Annotated in this window: 17 protein-coding genes; 6 read left to right on the plus strand and 11 right to left on the minus strand. The window is 73.9% G+C overall.

Annotated features, from left to right (window positions below; genetic code table 11):
* Positions 1-455 precede the first annotated feature (455 nt).
* Complete coding sequence (locus MUN78_RS08920; RefSeq protein ID WP_244725877.1) at positions 456-1697, plus strand: alpha/beta hydrolase-fold protein; 1242 nt, start codon at positions 456-458, stop codon at positions 1695-1697.
* A gap of 41 nt (positions 1698-1738) precedes the next feature.
* On the opposite strand, the gene MUN78_RS08925 is transcribed toward MUN78_RS08920, so the two are convergent.
* On the minus strand, positions 1739-3403 hold the full coding sequence (locus MUN78_RS08925) for an aminotransferase class I/II-fold pyridoxal phosphate-dependent enzyme (RefSeq protein ID WP_244725879.1): 1665 nt from the start codon (positions 3401-3403) through the stop codon (positions 1739-1741).
* 122 nt (positions 3404-3525) lie between these two features.
* Here MUN78_RS08925 and MUN78_RS08930 point away from each other — a divergent pair, with 122 nt between their 5' ends.
* Positions 3526-4440, plus strand: a complete 915-nt coding sequence (locus MUN78_RS08930) for a LysR family transcriptional regulator (protein ID WP_244725881.1) — start codon at positions 3526-3528, stop codon at positions 4438-4440.
* Positions 4441-4490: 50 nt separating this feature from the next.
* Here the strand turns inward: MUN78_RS08930 and MUN78_RS08935 are convergent, their stop codons facing one another.
* The 7 genes from MUN78_RS08935 to MUN78_RS08965 all read right to left on the minus strand — a co-directional run bounded on the left by MUN78_RS08935 (position 4491) and on the right by MUN78_RS08965 (position 12657).
* Positions 4491-5918 carry an MDR family MFS transporter gene (locus MUN78_RS08935; protein ID WP_244730051.1) on the minus strand — a complete coding sequence of 476 codons (1428 nt, stop codon included), beginning with the start codon at positions 5916-5918 and terminating at the stop codon, positions 4491-4493.
* A gap of 180 nt (positions 5919-6098) precedes the next feature.
* Positions 6099-6890 carry an amino acid ABC transporter ATP-binding protein gene (locus MUN78_RS08940; protein WP_244725883.1) on the minus strand — a complete coding sequence of 264 codons (792 nt, stop codon included), beginning with the start codon at positions 6888-6890 and terminating at the stop codon, positions 6099-6101.
* Complete coding sequence (locus MUN78_RS08945; RefSeq protein WP_244725885.1) at positions 6887-7753, minus strand: amino acid ABC transporter permease; 867 nt, start codon at positions 7751-7753, stop codon at positions 6887-6889. The genes MUN78_RS08940 and MUN78_RS08945 overlap by 4 nt, the downstream gene beginning before the upstream one ends.
* Positions 7754-7761: 8 nt before the next feature.
* Positions 7762-8598, minus strand: a complete 837-nt coding sequence (locus tag MUN78_RS08950) for an ABC transporter substrate-binding protein (protein WP_244689249.1) — start codon at positions 8596-8598, stop codon at positions 7762-7764.
* A 255-nt stretch (positions 8599-8853) separates the two neighbouring features.
* Entirely contained in the window at positions 8854-10176 is a 1323-nt protein-coding gene (locus MUN78_RS08955; RefSeq protein ID WP_429952172.1) for an amidohydrolase family protein, read from the minus strand.
* Between the two features lie 4 nt (positions 10177-10180).
* On the minus strand, positions 10181-11980 hold the full coding sequence (locus MUN78_RS08960) for an adenosylhomocysteinase (RefSeq protein ID WP_244725887.1): 1800 nt from the start codon (positions 11978-11980) through the stop codon (positions 10181-10183).
* Positions 11977-12657, minus strand: coding sequence for a hypothetical protein (locus MUN78_RS08965; protein WP_244725888.1), 681 nt, complete (start codon positions 12655-12657; stop codon positions 11977-11979). Before MUN78_RS08965 ends, MUN78_RS08960 begins: the two co-directional genes overlap by 4 nt.
* A gap of 75 nt (positions 12658-12732) precedes the next feature.
* Between MUN78_RS08965 and MUN78_RS08970 the strand changes: the two genes are divergently transcribed.
* Positions 12733-13092 carry a GNAT family N-acetyltransferase gene (locus tag MUN78_RS08970; protein ID WP_244725890.1) on the plus strand — a complete coding sequence of 120 codons (360 nt, stop codon included), beginning with the start codon at positions 12733-12735 and terminating at the stop codon, positions 13090-13092.
* Between the two features lie 21 nt (positions 13093-13113).
* Here the strand turns inward: MUN78_RS08970 and MUN78_RS08975 are convergent, their stop codons facing one another.
* Entirely contained in the window at positions 13114-13758 is a 645-nt protein-coding gene (locus MUN78_RS08975) for an asparagine synthase (RefSeq protein ID WP_244689258.1), read from the minus strand.
* 233 nt (positions 13759-13991) lie between these two features.
* On the opposite strand from MUN78_RS08975, the gene MUN78_RS08980 reads away from it, so the two are divergent.
* Entirely contained in the window at positions 13992-14306 is a 315-nt protein-coding gene (locus MUN78_RS08980; protein WP_244730052.1) for a DMT family transporter, read from the plus strand.
* Between the two features lie 2 nt (positions 14307-14308).
* Positions 14309-14773 (plus strand): DMT family transporter, encoded by a 465-nt coding sequence (locus MUN78_RS08985; protein ID WP_244725892.1) that lies wholly within the window; start codon positions 14309-14311, stop codon positions 14771-14773.
* A 57-nt stretch (positions 14774-14830) separates the two neighbouring features.
* Here MUN78_RS08985 and MUN78_RS08990 read toward each other — a convergent pair whose 3' ends face one another.
* Entirely contained in the window at positions 14831-15511 is a 681-nt protein-coding gene (locus tag MUN78_RS08990; protein WP_283248398.1) for a metal-dependent transcriptional regulator, read from the minus strand.
* Between the two features lie 242 nt (positions 15512-15753).
* On the opposite strand from MUN78_RS08990, the gene MUN78_RS08995 reads away from it, so the two are divergent.
* Positions 15754-16770: a LacI family DNA-binding transcriptional regulator gene (locus MUN78_RS08995; RefSeq protein ID WP_244689262.1), complete on the plus strand. Its 1017-nt coding sequence runs from the start codon at positions 15754-15756 to the stop codon at positions 16768-16770.
* Positions 16771-16792: 22 nt separating this feature from the next.
* Here the strand turns inward: MUN78_RS08995 and MUN78_RS09000 are convergent, their stop codons facing one another.
* A complete protein-coding gene (locus MUN78_RS09000; protein WP_244725894.1) occupies positions 16793-18283 on the minus strand; it encodes an APC family permease in 1491 nt (496 codons plus the stop codon).
* Positions 18284-18332: the final 49 nt, after the last annotated feature.

Below are 18332 nucleotides of genomic sequence, written 5' to 3' on the forward strand. Positions count from 1 at the left end.
CGGCGCGGCGGCGACGGGGCGGGGATCTCAGGATCCCCGCCCCGTTCCGCATTCGGCGTCGCCGGCCGGCCTTCATGATCCGCGGCGCGGCCGGGACCCCGGCCGCGATCCCCGGCATTGCCCGGCGCGTCCCGCGTCCGCTAGCCTCGGAGGGCGCATTCATCTGCTGAATCGTCCGGACCGGCCCGCGCCCCTGCGACGGCTGGGATCACGGCGCCGGCGCCGGGACGCGAGGAGCCTCGCCGGGCGCGCCGCACCTCGCGAAAGGACCCGTCATCTCCGCACGTCCGCACCCCTCCGCACGTCCCCACCCCGCTCCGCACCCGGCCCCCGCTGCGCATCCGCCGACCTCGGACACGGCGAGGCCGTCCGTCGCCGCGATGACCCCTGACGCCCCAGAACCCCCTCGGCACCGCGACCGCCTCGGCGGCGCGCATGCGGAGCGCCCACCCGAGATGCACCGCCGCGACGCGACGATGGATCGCGTCGTCGGCCCGCTGGAATCCGCCTGGGCGACCGCGGACGCCCCGGAGCGGCGTCGTCTCGCCGCCGAGGCGCTCGCGCGCCCCAACCCCCGGATCGATCCCGATCCGGCCGCCCCCGGGCTGGCGATCTGGAGCTGGACGGTGGAGGCCGCGGACGCGCGGGCGGTCCTGCTGTGGACGAATCCCGTCTTCGACCACGAGCGTCCGGCCACCGCGGAGCTCGCGCGGCTCGCGGACTCGGGGCTCTGGACGATCGCGCTGCGGCTCCCGCGGGCGCTGCGGATGTCCTACCGGATCGCGTGCTGGCGCGACGCGGGGCCGCCGCCCTGGCACACGGCCGAGGGGCGGCGGGCCACGGTGCTCGCCGCCATCGGCGCGGCCGACGCCGATCCGCGCGGCCGCGAGACCGCACGCGGCTCGGTCGGCGAGGCCTTCTCCATCGCCGCGGGGCCTGACGCCCCCGACGCGCCGTGGGAGAAGCGCGCCGCGGCGGACGCCGACGTCCCGGTTCCGACGGTCGACGAGCTCGCGCTCCCCCGGGGCGGCCGCGCGTGGGTGCACCGGCCGCTTGGAAGGGAGCGGATCGGCTCGGACGCGCGCCCGACGCCGCTGCTCGTGCTCTTCGACGGGCAGGTGTGGCTCGACGGGCTCGGCCTTCCGCGCATCATCGACCGGCTGACGGCGTCGGGCGCGCTGCCGCCCCTGCACATCGCGCTCCTCGATTCCGGAAGCCTCGAACGGCGCTGGGAGCGGCTCGGCGTGCCGCACGGCCAGGTCGACGAGGTGCTCGACGAGCTCCTGCCGGTGCTGCGCCGGGACTACCCGGTATCCCGGGAGCGCGGCGACACGATCGTCTCCGGCCAGAGCCTGGGCGGGATCGCCGCGCTCTGGACCCTCGCGCTCGGCGCCGGCGAGGTCGGGCACGCGATCGCGCAGTCGCCGTCCCTGTGGCGCTTCCCCGTGCTCGGCCCGCTGCTGCGGGAGCCGCGCTGGGACTCGATCGCGCTCGAGGCGGGGGTGTACGAACCCGGGATGCGGGCCGACGCCGCGGAGCTTGCCGAGGCCCTCCGTACCGCTGCGGAGGTCGGCGCGGAGAGCCCCGAGGACGCGGCGTCGCGGCGCGCGGTGTCGTTCTCGGCGCCGGTCGCCGGCCACGACTGGGCCGCCTGGCGGGTGGGCCTCGTCCGCGCGCTCATCGCCCATTTCGCCTGAGCCGGGGCGGGCGCCGGCGTCGCGGCTCGGGCGCAGCCGGTTCAGCCGTGCGCGACCACGCGGATCCCGGTCACCCCGGCGTCGACGGCCCCGCGCACGTACCCCGTCGGCGAGTCGGCGACGGCCTGCAGGAACGCGACGGTCTCGGCCGTGATCTCCTCCCCCGGCAGCAGATTCGGGATCCCGGGCGGGTACGCGGCGAGCGTGTCCGCGGAGACGCGCCCGATGGCCTCGGCGGCCGGGACCACCTCGCTCGCGCCGAAGAAGGCGTCGCGCGGAAGCAGCCGCAGCGCTCCGGGAGCCGGGAGCTCGGGAAACTCCCGGGGTGCAGCCTCGCCCGCGCCGGCCTCCCCTTCGGCTGCGTCGCCCGCGGCGTCGGCCACCGCCGTGAGCGCGGCGACGACGCGATCGACGTCGGGCGCCTGCAGCGCGCCGATCACGGCGACGACGCTCGTGGCCGTCGACATCTCGAGATAGATGCCGTGGTCGGCGATCATGCGGCCGCGGACCCAGTGCCCGCTGCGCCCGAGCCCGGAGACGTCGATCGGCACGCGCAGCCGGTCCGTCGCGACGATGTCGGGGAAGGCGTCGAAGCCATCGCTGATGATCGCGAAGCGCGCGTCCGAGCGCACCCGGTCGCGGAGCTCGTCCGCCGCGCGCAGCGCGCCGTCGATCCGCTCGCGGCCGGCCACGAGCGCCTGCCTGGCGGCGTCGAGGGACCCCATGAGCACCCCGCTCATCGACGTCGACGCCGTCATCCCGAAGGCCCGCTCGACGAGGGGTTCGAGGCGCTCGGCGAAGGGGCCCTCGCCGAGATGGAGCATCGCGGACTGGGTCAGCGAGCCGGCGAGCTTGTGGGTGCTCGAGACGACGAGATCGGCGCCGAGTCGGGCGGGCGACTCCGGCAGTCCGGGGTGGAAGCCGAAATGGGCGCCCCAGGCGCCGTCGACGATGAGGGCCGCGCCGTGCGCGTGGGCGACCTCCGCCAGACCGGCGACGTCCGCGGTCGAGCCGAAGTAGCTCGGGGACACGGCGTACACGCTCGAGACGGGGCGGCCGGCCTCGCCCTCGCGGGTGAGCGCGGCGTCGAGCGCCTGCGGGGTGAGGCCGTGGGCGATGCCGTGGCGCGCGTCGATGGCGGGCGCCACGAAGGCGGGCACGAGCCCCGCGAGGAGGACCCCGTCGGTGAAGCTCGAGTGCATGCTGCGCTGGATGAGCACGCGCTCCCCCAGGCCGCGGACGGCGATCGCCGCCGTGCGGTTCGCCTGCGAGGCGCCGTTGGTGAGGAACCACGTCCGCCTGGCGCCCCAGGCCTCCGCCGCGAGGCGCCGCGCGCGTTCGAGCGGCGAGTCGGCGCCGAGATCGATGCCCTCGATCATGAGCGGCACATCGAGCTCGGCGACCCGGGGGCCGAAGAGCGCGCCGAGGTGCGCGGCCCCCTGCGCGGGATCGTTGCCGTGGCCGGGGACCATGAGCGACTGCGCGCCCGAATCGCCGAAGCGGCGCAGCGCGTCCGCGTAGGGGGCCTCGCGCTGCGCCTCGGGGAATCGCGTCGCGAAGGCGTCGGCCGCCGGCGCATGCGCATCGGCCGCGCCGAGGACGGCGGCCGCGGGCCTCGGCGCCGCGGACGCGCGTCCGCGGGCCTCGGGTCCGGGGGCCGTGACGAACGCGGCGGGATCGTGGGCGCGGGATTCCTGGTGCAGCATACGGCCAGCATGCCGCGCGCGCGGGCACGGACGGAACCCGTGAATCGACTCCCTGGAGCCATATACTGTCTAGAGCCGAGGGGGCGCATTCGCGACCCAATCCAGAAGAATCGGGGTACGCCGTGATCGATCTCCGCCAGCTCCAGGCGCTCAGCGCGGTGGCGGCCGAGGGCTCGGTGGCGCGCGCCGCCACCCGTCTCGGCTGGAGCCAGCCGACGGTCGACTACCACCTGCGCAACCTCGACCGCCTCGTGGGTGCCGACCTCACGACGCGCTCCACGCGCGGCAGCAAGCTGACGACGGCCGGCGCGCTGATGCTCGAACGCGGCTCGGAGATCCTCGCCCTGTCCGAGCGCGCACTCACCGATGTGCGCGATCTCGCGCAGCTCGGGCGGATCCGCCTGCGATTCGGCACGTTCCCCACCGCGGCCGCGCGCCTGCTCCCCGGCATCACGACGCGGACCAGGGAGCTCGGGATCGAGCTCGACGCGACGCTCGAGGAGGTCTCCCCGCTCGTCACGCGGGTGAACCAGCACATGCTCGACGCCGCCCTCGTCTACGCCGCCGTCGGCTACCAGCTGCCCTTCCGATCGGAGGTGCACACGACGCGCCTGTTCACGGATCCGATGCAGCTCGCGCTGCCGGAGGAGCACCCCGCCGCGCAGCGCCAGAGCTTCGATCGCGAGGCGATGCTCGCGCTCTCGGGGGACAGCTGGGTGATGGGCTCGACGCCCGGCGACACTCTGGACGACCTCGTGCGCGAGGTCTTCCTCGCCGAAGGCCACCAGATCGAGGTCGCGATCCGCACGGACGACTACTCCGTCGTGCTCGGGCTCATCGCCGCCGGACTCGCCGTCGGGATCGTGCCGAGCCTGCTCGGCACGCGGCCCCCGGAGGGCGTGGTGCTGCGTCCGATCGAGGATCCGCGCTTCGCCCGGGAGCTGATCCTCGCCGCCCCGGCCGGACCGGGCGGGCCGTCCGCCGCGGTGCGCCAGCTGGCCGAGGCGGTGCGGCGCTCGATCAGCGCCCTCGGCTGACGACGGGCGCCGAACGGCCCGCCGCCGGCCGACTCGGCGCCCGCTTCGGCTCAGTGCCCGCCGTGGGCGCCGCCCTCCGTCTCGACCGGCTTCGTGATGAAGAAGGAGAGCACGACGGGCACGAGGGCGATGCACGCCGCCGTGAAGAACGCCGTCTGCGCCCCGGGCGATCCGGCATCGGCCGTCGACAGCCCCGCCGCCTCGCCGCGGTGCAGCGCGAGCGAGTAGATCGAGATGAGCACCGCCGTGCCCGCGGCGCCGCCGACCTGCTGCAGCGTGTTCAGCGCGGCCGAGCCGTGCGAGTACAGCGAACGGTCGAGCGAGCCGAGGGAGGCCGAGAAGAGCGGCGTGAACGAGCCGGCGAGGCCCAGGGACATCGCGATCTGCACGAGCATCAGGAACCACATCGGGGTGTGGGTGCCGACGGTCGAGTAGGTGAACATGGCGGCGGCGATGAGGATCGTACCGGGCACGAGCAGGGTGCGCGGCCCGCGCGCGTCGTAGATCCGACCCATCACCGGGCCGAGCAGACCCATGATGACCGATCCGGGCAGCAGGACGAGGCCCGCCGCCGTCGGGTCGAGCCCGGCCACGTTCTGCAGGTAGATCGGCAGCAGCGAGAAGGTGCCGAACATCGACAGCGCGACCACGGTCATGATGACGACGGACAGCACGAAGTTGCGCGAGGTGAACACGCGCAGGTCGAGCAGGGCGTCGTCGCGCTTCTGGAGCGCGAGCTGCCGCCAGACGAAGAGCGCGAGGAACACCGCGCCGCCGGCGATGACGGCCCACGGCGGGACGACCGCGGCGGTCGACCCCCCGGCGGAGCCGCCGTGACCGCCGCCGCCGAGCTGGCTGAGGCCGAACACGATGCCGCCGAAGGCGAGCGCGGAGAGCACGATCGAGAGCACGTCGATCGGCGCGTGCGTCGTCTCCCCGAGATTCGTCATCCACTTCGCGCCGAGCGCCAGCGCGACGACGGCGATCGGGAGGATGATGCCGAACAGCCAGCGCCAGCCGAGGCTGTCGAGCACGACGCCGGAGAGCGTCGGCCCGAGCGCGGGGGCGAGGCTCATGACGAGCCCGACGCGGCCCATCATGCGACCGCGGGAGTGCGCGGGCACGACGTTCATCATGGTCGTCATGAGCAGCGGCATCATCACGCCGGTGCCGGCGGCCTGGACGATGCGGCCGACGAGCAGCAGCACGAATCCGGGCGACACGAGGCAGATCGCGGTGCCGAGTACGAAGGCGCCGATGGCGGCGAGGAAGACCTGCCGCGTCGTGAAGCGCTGCAGCAGGAAGCCGGTCGTCGGGATGACGACGGCCATGGTGAGCATGAAGGCGCTCGTGAGCCACTGACCGAGCTCGGGCGGGATGCCGAGGGTCGCGTTCAGCGACGGGATGGCGATCGCCATCGTGGTCTCGTTGAGGATCGCGACGAAGGCGGCGGCGAGCAGCAGCCAGATGACGCGCATCCCCGCGGGATCGATGGCGTCGTGGCGCGGCAGACGGACGGAAGCGGTATCGGGGGTCAAGGGAGGACTCCTCGGACGAACGGATCGGCCCCGGGCCAGGAGCGTTCGGGAACTCCTCGTGGGCAGACGTCCTAGTCTAACCGCGATCCGGCCGCGCGCATTCCCCGATTCCCGGCGCGTTCACGATCCGAGCGGGTCGTGCAGCCGCCGGAGGAACTCGCGGGTCTCCGCGCGCTCCGGTCGGTCGAAGATCTGCTCGGGCGGGCCCGACTCGATGATCGCCCCGTCCTTGAGGTACACGACGCGGTCGGCGACCCGCCGCGCGAAGGACATCTCGTGCGTCGCCATCACGATCGTCGAGCCCGAGGCCTTGAGCTCGCGGACGAGGTCGAGCACCTCCCCCACGAGCTGCGGATCGAGGGCGCTCGTGATCTCGTCGAGGAGGAGCAGCTCCGGGTCGGTCGCGACCGCGCGGGCGATGGCGACGCGCTGCTGCTGCCCGCCGGAGAGGCGGTCGGGGTACTCCCTCGCCTTGTCGGCCAGGCCGATGCGGTCGAGGAGGGCGAGCCCGATCTGCTCGGCCTCGGCGCGCGGCATGCCGAAGACCTTGCGGGAGGCGAGCGTGACGTTGTCGAGCACGTGCATGTGCGGGAAGAGGTTGTAGTGCTGGAAGACGACTCCGATGCGGGCGCGGACGCCGTCGGCGTCGGTGCGCGGATCGGTGACGTCGGTGACGCGCCCCTCGGCGTCGGCGAGCAGGATCCTGCCGTCGTCGACCTGCTCGAGGAGGTTGATGGTCTTCAGCAGGGTCGACTTGCCCGAGCCCGAGGCTCCGATGAGCACGACGACCTCGTGCCGGCCGACGACGAGGTCGATCCCGCGCAGCACCGCGTGCTCCCCGAAGCGCTTGTGCACGCCCTGCACCTCGAGGACCGCTGCGGTCCCCGCCCCGGCGTTCGCATCCCCGGTCATACGACCCCTCCGATCTGCTCGCGCCGCTGTGCCCGCGCCGTCATCCAGTCGGTGAGGCGGATGAAGGGCCAGGACAGGACGACGAACAGCACCCCCGCGAGCACGTACGGCGTGAAGTTGTAGGCGGAGGCGACCTCGATCTGCGCGGCCCGGACGGCGTCGACGGCGCCGAGCACCGAGATCAGGCCCACGTCCTTCTGCATGGAGACGAAGTCGTTCATGAGCGCCGGGGTGACCTTGCGCACGGCCTGCGGCATGACGATCAGCCGGAGGGTCCTGCCATGGCTCAGCCCGAGCGAGCGGGCGGCGAGGCGCTGCGAGGGGTGCACCGCCTCGATGCCGGCACGCAGCACCTCGGCGACGTAGGCGGAGTAGCACAGGATGAGCGCGATCGTGCCCCAGAACTGCGGCGGCATGCGACCCGTGAGCTCGAGCCCGGGGATGCCGAAGCCCACGAGGTAGAGCACGAGCAGCACGGGGATGCCGCGAAAGATGTCCGTGTACCCGGCGGCGAGCAGGCGGATCGGCGTGAACACCGCGCCGCGGAGCGTGCGGGCCACGGCCAGCAGCGTGCCGAGGATCGCCACGCCGATGACGGCGACGACGAGCACCTGGATATTGATCCAAAGCCCGGCGATGACCCGTGGGAACGCATCGGCGGCGACGCCGAGGTCGAAGAAGGTGGCGCGCACCCGCTCCCAGCCGGGGCTCAGCACGAGGATCGCGACGAGCACGGCCGCGAAGAGCAGCGTGCTGGCCACGCTCACGAGGATGGAGCGCTGCTTCCGGGCGCTCCGGAACGCCCGGCGCTCGAGCTCGAGCGAGCTGACGGCGCCGGGCGTGCCGGAGGGAATCGTGGACACCGCGGGGGCTACTGGAGGACCGGCGCGCCCTGGTCGGCGATCCACTCGGCCGCGAGCTCGTCGAGCGTCCCGTCCTCGCGGAGGGCGTCGACCGCGGCGGTCACGTCGGCCGTGAGCGCCGAGTCCTTCGGAAGCACGAAGGCGAAGGCGTCGCCCCCCTCGTCCGACTCGAGCTGGCCGACGATGACGCCGTCGTCGAGCTGGGCGTCGCGCACGTAGAAGGCGCCGGGCAGATCGGTGACGAGGGCATCGATGGTGCCGTTCTGGAGCGCGGCGACGGTGTCGTCGACGCTGTTGAAGACCTGCAGCTCGTTCGTGGGGTCGATGACCTCCTCCGCGACCGTGAGCGAGGTCGTGCCCGAGGCGACTCCGATGACGGCGTCCTTGAGATCGGCGATGCTCGTGGCCTCCGCGGCCGCGGTGCCGCCCGCCGCTACGACGGCCTGCGTCGTCTCGTAGTACGGCGAGGAGAAATCGACGGCCTGGGCGCGCTCCTCGCTCACGGAGAACTGCTGGATGTTGAGATCGAAGTCCTTCGGGCCCGGGGCGATGGCCGCGTCGAAGCTCGTGCGCACCCAGACCACGTCCTCATCCGCGAAGCCGAGCTCCTCAGCCACCGCGTAGGCGACGGCGGCCTCGAAGCCCTCCCCGCTCTCCGGGTCGTCGTTCTGCACCCAGGGCGCGTAGGCGGGCTCGCCCGTGGCGATGGTGAGCTTGCCCTCGGTCACGGCGCCCGTGCCCTCGCCTCCGGCGGCGTCGCCGCCTCCGCTCGTGCAGGCGGTCAGGGCGAGCAGGGCCGCGGCGCCCGCGGCGACGGCCGCGGCGAGACGGGAGGTGCGTGACATGGGAGCTCCTAGGCGTGGGGAGGGGCACGGGCCGGGGCCCGCGGCGATCAGCGACCATTCTACGAGAGTCGCGCGCGGCGCGCGCGCCCGGTGTCACGCGCCGTCACGCAGCCTCACGCGCCGTCACGCCTAACCCGCCGTCACGCCTCACCCGCCGTCACGGACCGTCGCGCATCGCCGCACGGCGGGCGCTGACGGGCGACGGATCGCGGCCCCGGCTCCTCCGGGCGGCCGGCACCCGGGGCTCCGGCGCGCTCAGCGGGCGTCGAATCGGGTGGCTCCGCCCACGATCGTGCGCCGCGCGCGCCCGGCTCCGTCCTCGACGAGTTCGGCGAGGGCCGCGTCGGGGTTCCGCGCGTCCACCGCGAAGCAGGCGAGGTCGGCGACGGCGCCGACGCCGAGCTGGCCGACGCGGTGCTTGCCGACGTTCAGCCCGAGCGCCGCGGCGCCGCCGAGCGTGGCCGCGGCGAAGAGGCGCTGGTGGAGATCGTCGCCGCGATAGCCCTGCGCCCGCGCGACCCGGTACAGCGCCGCGACGTCCGCGAGCAGGTCGAGCGAGGGCGAGGACGAGAGCGAATCGGTGCCGACCGCGATCGGGTTGCCCTCGCGCAGGTAGGCGGCCACCGGCGGCATGTCGAGCCCGATCACCTCGTTCGAGCGCGGGCAGAGCGCGACGCTCGTCCCCCGGGCGCGCAGCAGCGCGCGATCGGCGGCGCTGACGTAGACGCCGTGCGCGATGTGGCAGTCGGGGCCGAGCACCCCGAGGTGGTCGACGAACTGCGTCGAGGAGACGCCGATGCCGTGCGATCGCAGCGCTCGGAAGCTGTCGGCGGCGAGCTCGGGCCACTCCCCGTGCCCCCCGGGCCCGGCGCCGACGTAGCCGTCGATGCCGTCGAACTCGCGCTCCATGTGCGCCTCGGCGAGGTGGATGTGCAGTCGGAGCCCCTCCTCGCGGACGATGTCGGGGAGTTCGAGCAGCGGCTGCACCTCGAGGGAGTAGGGCGCGTGGGGCGACACCCCGGCTCCGGGCGGGGTCGGGATGCTCCGGATCTGCTCGCGGACCGACTCGCGCGCCGCGGCGTCCCAGTCGGCGTTGCTCGCACCGTAGACCTCCCAGTAGGCGATGCCGTGCATCCCCGCCGCGTGCAGGGCTCCGAGCGCTTCGCGATCGGTCACCACGTCCGCGGCCGCCGTGACCCCCGCGGCGAGGCTCTGCGCCGCGCCCTCGGCGGCCGCCGCGGCCCAGTCGTGCCCGTCCCGCTCGTACGCGGCGTCGAAGGCGTCGCCCCAGTCGTCGAAGCCCCGGTAGGTGCGGGCCGCCGCGACCTCGGCCATGCGGGTGTACTGGAGGTGCGTGTGCGCGTTCACGAGCCCGGGGGCGAGCACGCCCTCCCAGTGCTCCTCCGTGAACGCCGCGCCGCGCGCGGCGAGCGTCTCGCGCACCCAGCGCCGATCGCCCACGTGCAGAATCCGTCCGTTCCGCACCGCGACCGCGCCGTCCTGGATCCGCGGGCTGGTGACGGGGAAGACGAGGTCCGCGCTGTAGACGACGGTTTCGGGAACGGCACTCACCCCCACGAGTCTAGTTGCCGCGCCGGTAGCGGTGGACCGTCCACTCCTGGGCGGCTCCGCCCGGCCGCGCACCGTCCGGGCTCGCCTCGGCACCGCCGCCGCGCGCCGCGAGCGCGGCGCGCGCCACCCGCTCCTCGTCCGCGCGGTCGAGCGCGTGCACGCCGGCCGGCAACGGCCGGCCCGCCGCGTCGGCGCGGACGAGCCGCAGGAGCGCCGAGACCTGGGTGGCGAAGGAGAGGTCCATGACCTCGATGGGGTTGCCCTCCGCCGCGGTGTAGTTCACCCCGCTGCCCTCCGCGAGGATCCGCACCGATCGGCCGTCCGGCGCCGTCCACTCCGCGATGCGGCCGGTGCTGGGGCGCGATCGCCAGCCGGCGTCGCGGAGCTCGTCGAGCGCGAGCTCGTCGTCGATGCCCCCGGCGACGGCGACGGCGGTCCCGGACCGCAGCCGCGCGAAGCCGGCGGCGTCGATCGTGTGCCAGACCCCCGTGGCGCTCACGACGATGTCGGCCCGGGCGAGCGCGGCGTCCGCCGTCGTCGCCTCGTGCCCGTCGTGGAGGGCGGAGAGGGCGCGCACGGGATCGCGTTCGACGACGGTGACCTCGGCGCCGAGCGCCGCGGCGAAGCGGGCGACGCCGATCCCGACGGGGCCGTAGCCGATGACGGCCCAGCGCGTCCCGGCGATGCCGGGGCGCGCGTCGCCGGCCGGATCGGTGCCGCGCGCGTCGCCGTCGGGGCCTGCATCGCCGCGAGCGTCGCCCGCGGGGTCGAGGCAGTCCGCGATCGCGAGCACGCAGGACTGCCCGGTGCCGATGAGGTTGTCGAAGTCGGACTTCGTGCGGGCGTCGTTCGCCGCGATCACGGGGATGCGGAGCGCGCCGGTCTCGGCGGCCTCGCGCAACGGTCGCACCCCGCTCGTCGTCTCCTCCGACGCCCCGCGGAGCGTCGCGAGGGCCGACGGCCGCTCCGTATGCGCGAGCCGGATCAGATGCGCCCCGTCGTCGATGAGGTACTCGGGCGCCCAATCGAGGATCGCCGCCGCGTGCGCCGCGTCGACGGCCGAGGCGTCGGCGGCGAGGTCGGCCGCGTCGGCGGCGGCGTCGACGCCCGCGGCGGCGGCGTCCACGGGCTCGGTCGGGGCGAAGACGACAACCCCGGGTTCGGCGGCGAGCGCGGCGGCGACCTCGGGGTCCGTCTCGCTCACGGCGCTGAAGACGGCGACCTCGCAGCCGGCGCGTGCGAGGGCTGCGGCGAAGGCGGCCGTCTTCGGTTCGAGGACGAGGCTCACGCCGAGACGGATCCCGCGCCCGCCGAGCTCCTCGCGGAGCGCCGCGAGGAGCCCCGCCGTCGCGGGCATGCCGCGGGACGCCCAGTCGATGCGCGCACGGGCGTCCGCCCCCCGCAGAGGACGCGCCCCGCCGGGCACGCGCACGATGGTCGGCGGCAGCGCTCCGGGCGCGTCGGTCGCCACCGCCGACGCGGCCAGCGCGTCGTCCGGAGCGGCCACGTCGTCCGGAGCGGCCGCGGACGCCTCGGCGGCCATCTCCGCCTCGGCCGCCGCATCGACGAAGACGACGTCGATGCCGGTGCGCGCACGGACGGCGGCGTCATCGCGGCCTCCGGTTCCGTGCGCGTCGAGGATCCGGGCCCCCATGCGTGCGAGGGCGCCGGCGAGGAGCTCCCGCCGCCGACCGGGTGCGAGGCGCAGCTGCACGCGGGCGCCCGCGAGGAGCCGGTTGCCCGCGCGGGCGGCGTCGCGGATCGCGCGCTCCACGTCGAGCGCTGCGGCGCGATCCTCCGGCGCGCTCACGAGCCGTCCTCCTCGGACTCGGACGCCGCGGCGTCCGAGTCCTCCGTGCCGGGCTCTGCCGACGGGGCCGCCGCGGATCCCGATGCCTCGGATTCCGATGCCTCGGATTCCGACTTCCCGGATTCCGAGGCCGCCGCGCGCCACTGGGCGCACGCGGCCTCGCCGTCGTCCGGCAGCCCGAGCGCGCGGCGCGCGGCGAGGGCCGTCTCCCCGATCGCGTCGCCGCCCTGCCACGCGTAGGCGACCGCCTCGTCCGCGGGGAGCTTCGCGACGCGCGCCGCCTGCCGGCGGTCCTGCGCGAGCGTCTTCCGCACCGCCGCGATCTCCTCGGACGCGGCATCCGGCCAGCTCTGTTCGGCGGCGTCGAGCTCCCGGGCCGCGGCGCCGCTCGCCCGCGAGACGGCGACCATCGCATCGGCGAATCCGGAGGCGTCGTCACCGCCGCGGGCGAGCTCGATCCGGAGCAGGTCGATCTGCAGATCCGCCGCATCCCACGCGTCGTTCACCGGGCAGACGGCCTCGAGGTACACCGATCCCGCCTCGGTCACGCTGAGCGGCTCCGGTTCGGGTTCCGGCTCGGGCGCGCAGCCGACGAGCCCGAACGCCGCGGCGACGATCGCGGCCGTCGTCGCGAGCACCGCGGCGGCGGTCTCGCGGCGCGGGGTGGTCGATCGCATCCTTCGAGGATAGCCCGCTCTGCGGCGGCCGCCGCAGACCTGGCCCGCGGCGGGGTCCCGGGCTAGGCTGGCGGCATGGCACCCGAAGCGGAGAACACGGCGAGCACGGATGGGTTCCGCATCGTCCACGAGCCCGAGCGCTCCCGATACGCCCTGTACGCCGCCGCCGAGTCGGCGGACGGCTCGGGGGCCGGGGCCCCGGAGACGGCGCGCGCCGAGCGGCTCATCGGCGAGGCGCACTATCGGCTCCTCGGAGACACGGGCATCGATTTCGACCACACCCTCGTGCACCCGCGGTTCCGCGGCACGGGGCTCTCCGAGCGCCTCGCGCACGCGGCGGTCACCGGCGAGGCGGCGGCCGGACGACGCCTGCGCGCCTCCTGCTGGTTCATCGCCGAGTACCTCGAGAAGCATCCCGAGCTGCGGAACGCCTGAGCGCACGGACCCCGTCGCCGACTACTGCTCCTTCTTCCGCTTGCTCCGACGGGGTTTCCCGGCCGGCGCGGCCTGCTGCTCGATCAGCGCGGTGAGATCCTTCTCGATGAGCTGCTGGATCCGGCCCTCGCGCGCCTCCCGGTACGCCGCGTCGTGCCCGCCGCTGTAGTACGGGTGCGTCGCGCGCTCGCCGATCGAGTCGCCGATCTCCCCCCAGGCGAGATTCCGCGCGCGCTCGGCGGTCTCGCGCAGGTACGTCTCGTCCTCCGCGCGCTCGCGCAGCTCCCGCGCGACGCCCTCGTAGACCTCCTGGCGGTGCCGCAGCGTGCGGTTGTCGTCGTTGCCGTAGTCCGACTCGCTCCACGAGCTCCGGCCCGTGTCCCGGATCTCCCCGCGCATGCGCGCGATGTGCTTCGCATCGCGCTCGCGCTCGCCCGCGAGATCCTCCGTGGCGGCGCGCACCATCTCGATGATCTGGGACTCGCGGTAATCGACGTGCTTCTTCAGCGCGTTCATGATGATCGCGTTCTTCACCGTCATGCGCACGGCGACGTCGGCGACGAGCATCCCCTGCTCGACGATCTCCTCGACCGGGGCGAGGACGCGTCTGGGCAGCCTGCGGGGCGGGCGCGACGCGCGCTTGCGCTTCTTCCACCAGTCGAACACTGCTCTCCGCTCCGCGGCCCGGGTCCCCGGGGAGCCGCCCTCCCCATTATCCCCGATCCCCGGGGATCCTGCGTCCGTCCATTCCGCGTCCTCCCGGAACCGACCGCTGGGCATTCCCTGGGCACGCGTCCGCCCCCGATGTGCGACACTGGAGGCGATCCCGCAGCGACGGGATGCGGACGAGGGAGCAGTACCCGCCCACTGACGACTGCCAGAGAGGTGCAGTCATGTCCCTGGCATGGATCGTCCTGATCATCAGCGGGATGCTGGAGGCCGTCTGGGCGACGGCGCTCGACGCGTCACGGGGATTCCGGCGGCTATGGCCGAGCGTGATCTTCCTCGTCTCGATGGTGGCGAGCATCGCGGGGCTCTCCTACGCGATGATGTCCATCGCGGTCGGCACGGCCTACGCGGTCTGGGTCGGGATCGGAGCGGTGCTGACGGCCGCGTGGGCCATCGCGACGAAGCAGGATCGCGCCTCCGTCGCGAAGGTGCTGCTGCTCCTCGGGCTCATCGCCTGCGTCGTCGGGCTCAAGGCGGTGAGCTGAGTATGGCCGGGTTCCTGCGTCGACGCGCCGTCCGGCCCGCCTCCACGGCCGCCGCGGCCGTCCCCGAGACGAAGGCCGCGCGCGGCAGCCACTGGATCGTGCTGCTCGTGAGCGCCGCGCTCGAGGCCGTCTGGGCGCTCGCCCTGCACGAGGCCCACGGCTTCAGCGTGCTCGCGCCGAGCCTCGTCTTCCTCGTCGCCTTCCCGCTGAGCATGGCCGGGCTCGGCTACGCGATGCGCGGCATCGCCATCAGCGTGGCCTACGCCGTCTGGACCGGGCTCGGCGCGGCCATCACGGTCTCCGCCGCGATGCTCCTCGGCAGCGAGGCCCCCTCCGTGCTCAAGCTGCTGTTCCTCGCCGGCATCATCGGCTGCGTGATCGGGTTGAAGTTCGTGGGCGATGGGGGCCGTCCGGCGGATCCCGGAGGCGATCCGGGCGATCCGGCGGCACCCCGGCCGATCGGCTGACGGCGCCCCGGGCCATCTGCCGAGGCGCCCCGGCCGATCGGCTGACCGCGCCCCGGGCTATCGGCCGACGGCCGACACCCAGACGGAGGCGGCGGCGGCGGGGCCGAGACTGACCGTCGCGGCGGCCCCGCCCACCTGCACCGTCACGGTCTCCGCGTAGGGCTCGCCCGGCAGGATCTCGAGCTCCGCGTCGACGACGAGCCCCCGGCTCGCGAAGTACTGCAGCATCTCGTTGTCCGAGTCGGAGATCCGTTCCACGCGCACCGTCCCGGGCGCCGGCGCGGCCGCGAGGGTCACGGCGTCCGGCCGGTGCACGCGGCCGTCCGCACTCGGGATCGGATCGCCGTGCGGGTCGCGCGTCGGGTAGCCGAGCACGCGGTCGAGGCGCGAGATGAGTTCGTCGGAGACGGCGTGCTCGAGCCGGTCCGCCTCCTCGTGCACCTCGTCCCACTCGTAGCCGAGCTGCTGCACGAGGAAGGTCTCGAGGAGGCGGTGCCTGCGGATCATGGCGACGGCGTGCCCGCGTCCGAGCTCGGTGAGCGTGACGCTGCCGTATCGGGCATGGCCGATGAGCTCGAGGTCGGTGAGCTTGCGCAGCGCGTCGGAGACCGTCGAGAGGCGGACTCCCGCCGCCTCGGCGATCGCGGAGTTCGAGACGGGGGCGTCCGACCACTCCTGCAGGCCCCAGATCACCTTCAGGTAGTTCTGCATCCCCGGGGAGATATCGTCAACGCTCACCCGCCCAGGATAGCCGCCGCCCGGCCCCGAGCGGGGCGCTGCGCGGCGGCGCCCGGCCGCGAGCCGAGTGCCGAATCGATTTGGCACGGTGCGCGGCGCGCGCCTATCCTGAGGACATCCCTGGCGCGCCCGCCGAGGCCTCGCGCACGGCGCTTGACGGTGCCGCCGATCTCTGCTCAGGTGGAGGAGACGCCCGCGGGCCTCGCGCGCCGCATCCGCACCGACGACGAGACCGAGGTCCCATGACACCGCGACGCATCACCATCAAGGACGTCGCCCGGGAGGCCGGGGTCTCGGTCGCCACGGCGTCCGAGGCGATCAACGGGAAGGGCCGGGTGGCCGCGGCGACCCGGCGGAACGTCGTCGAGATCGCGGGGCGACTCGGCTACTCCGCCAATCGGATCGCGAAGAACCTCAATGCCGGCCGCACCGGCTCGCTGCTCCTGGCCGTCTCGCCGAGACCCGTCGAACCGGGCACCGGCGAACTGCAGCCGGAGTGGGACGTGGAGTACTACTTCAGGGTGCAGGGCGGCGCGAGCCTCGAGGCCTTCCGGCGCGGCTTCCTGCTCTCGATGCTGCCGGCGCACGACGCCTCCCGCGCGTTCCTCTCCTCCGCGGACGGGCTCATCGTGGTCGATCCCCGCGAGGACGACCCGCTCATCGAGGAGGCGGTCCGCGCGGGGGTGCCCTGCGTCACCATCGGCCGCAACTCCGCCGACCTCAGCTGGGTCGACAACGACTTCTACACCGGCACGAGCGCGGCGCTGGCCCACCTCGACGCGGTGCGGCCGTCGCGCACGGCGCTCTTCCTGAGCGAGACGAGCTCCTCCTACGTCCGGGACGAGCTGTCGTCGTACCTCGAGTGGTGCGGCGGCACCCGCTGCGAGCCGATCATCATCCGCTCCCCCGGGCCGCGCGTCGACGAGGCCGAACCGGCCATCCACGAGGCGCTGGCGGCGGCCGACCGCCGCTTCGACGCCGTGCTCACGACGCTCGACACGCTGGCGCACGCGACGGAGCGGAGCGCGCTCGCGCTCGGACTCGAGCTCCCGAACGACCTCCAGGTGCTGAGCCTCTCGGACAGCCGCTCCCTCGACTACGGGCTCCGCACGCCCATCACCGCACTCGACCTGCACCCGGTGCGCCTCGGCGAGGTCGCCGTCTCGCTGCTCCTGGACGTGCTCGACGGCGGCGCGGAGCGCCGCCGCGAGCGCGTGGACATCTCGCTCAACGTCCGCGACTCGACGCTCGCGGACTGATCCGCGAGCGCCGGCGCGGCACTCAGGCCCGCACGGAGGGTGCGGCGTCGAGCTCGTCCGCGTCGTCCTCCGACTCGTCGCGCTCGAACACGACGATCGTCGTGCCCGTGCGCACGGCGTGCAGGCGCTTGCGGTGCACCCAGGCCTCGACGAGCACGCCGAGCACGGCGACCACGCCGACGCCGATGATCGTCGACCAGTCCGCGGCCCAGCCCCCTCCGGTCTCACGGGGCCAGGCGACGTTGACGATCTGGAAGAGCAGCCAGAAGAGCGCGAGCCAGCTCACCGCGGCGCCCGCACGGCCGAGGAAGAGGCCGGGCTCGTCCCGCCAGCTCCCCCGCACCCGCGCGATCGCGAGCCCGAGCACCGGGAAGAGGAAGGAGATGAAGAAGCCGACCGAGGAGAAGGAGATGAGCGCCATCTGGATTCCCTCGTTCTGGAAGGGGAGGAAGAGGAGCGCGGCGATGACCGCCGTGACGAGGACGGCGGTGCGCGGCAGGCCGGTCTCGCCCGAGAGCCGGGTCAGCGTGCGGGCGAAGGGCAGCTCGCCGTTGCGGGCCGTGGCCCACACGAGCCTGGACACCGTGATCTGGATCGTCATCAGGCTCGCGGCGAACGCGATGACGAAGAGCGCCAGGATGCCGCGGAAGACCGGGGCGGGGAACGACATGGCGAGAATCGCGACGGCGGGATCCGCGGCGTTCTCGGGATCCTGGAGGAACTGCTCGTCGGGCACGGCGAGGGTGAAGGCGAGCGTGCTCAGCATGACGATGATCATGATGGCGAAGAAGGAGACCACCATCGCCTTGGGTACCGCGCGCTTGGGGCGGCGCACCTCCTCGGCGATCGAGCTCGCGCTCTCGAAGCCGATCGCGAAGTAGCTCGAGAACGCGATCGCCATGATGAAGGGGGCGGAGAAGAACAGCCCGCTGTACTCGCCGAGCGACGCGGGCGAGAGGTAGTCGAGCCCCTGGTGCCGGTCGAAGAAGAGCAGCCAGACCGCGACGCCCACGGAGCCGATCGCCTCGGCGACGATGACGCCGACCACGATGATCTTGATGAACGTCCGCCCCGCGAGATTGACGATCGTGGAGAATGCGAGGAGCCCGACGGCGAGCCAGGTGACGACGCCGTGGCCGGCCGCGGGAACGTCGAAGATCGGCGGGATGAGCACGGCTCCCGCGTACGCCACGGCGGGCAGCGTGATGAGCAGGGTGCAGATGTAGACCCAGGAGGCGAACCAGCCGTAGCGGTGGCCGAGCAGGCGACGCGACCACTGGTAGATGCCGCCGGAATCGGCCCACTTCGAGGCCAGGATGCACAGGGTCAGCACGAGGATGAACTGCCCGGCGTAGAGCGCCAGGCCGCCCCAGACGAACGCCGGCCCGGAGGCGCTCAGGCCGACCCCGAGGACGCTGTAGACGGCGACGATCGGGGAGACGAATGCGAATGCGACGGACAAGGCGGAGAACATCGTGAACTCGCGCTTCATCGCCCTCGGTGCCGTGGTCATGGAAACTCCTTCGAATCGATACGGCGACGGCGTCGGGCGCCCCGGGGCG

Source organism: Leucobacter allii (genome assembly GCF_022919155.1).
Taxonomy (GTDB): domain Bacteria; phylum Actinomycetota; class Actinomycetes; order Actinomycetales; family Microbacteriaceae; genus Leucobacter; species Leucobacter allii.

What these genes read in the sequence shown, in the direction of transcription:
- MUN78_RS08920 (WP_244725877.1), top strand. Translation starts at nt 456, where the DNA reads ATGCACCGCCGCGACGCGACGATGGATCGCGTCGTCGGCCCGCTGGAA.
- MUN78_RS08925 (WP_244725879.1), bottom strand. Translation starts at nt 3,403, where the DNA reads ATGCTGCACCAGGAATCCCGCGCCCACGATCCCGCCGCGTTCGTCACG.
- MUN78_RS08935 (WP_244730051.1), bottom strand. Translation starts at nt 5,918, where the DNA reads ATGCGCGTCATCTGGCTGCTGCTCGCCGCCGCCTTCGTCGCGATCCTC.
- MUN78_RS08940 (WP_244725883.1), bottom strand. Translation starts at nt 6,890, where the DNA reads ATGACCGGGGATGCGAACGCCGGGGCGGGGACCGCAGCGGTCCTCGAG.
- MUN78_RS08950 (WP_244689249.1), bottom strand. Translation starts at nt 8,598, where the DNA reads ATGTCACGCACCTCCCGTCTCGCCGCGGCCGTCGCCGCGGGCGCCGCG.
- MUN78_RS08965 (WP_244725888.1), bottom strand. Translation starts at nt 12,657, where the DNA reads ATGCGATCGACCACCCCGCGCCGCGAGACCGCCGCCGCGGTGCTCGCG.
- MUN78_RS08970 (WP_244725890.1), top strand. Translation starts at nt 12,733, where the DNA reads ATGGCACCCGAAGCGGAGAACACGGCGAGCACGGATGGGTTCCGCATC.
- MUN78_RS08985 (WP_244725892.1), top strand. Translation starts at nt 14,309, where the DNA reads ATGGCCGGGTTCCTGCGTCGACGCGCCGTCCGGCCCGCCTCCACGGCC.
- MUN78_RS08995 (WP_244689262.1), top strand. Translation starts at nt 15,754, where the DNA reads ATGACACCGCGACGCATCACCATCAAGGACGTCGCCCGGGAGGCCGGG.
- MUN78_RS09000 (WP_244725894.1), bottom strand. Translation starts at nt 18,283, where the DNA reads ATGACCACGGCACCGAGGGCGATGAAGCGCGAGTTCACGATGTTCTCC.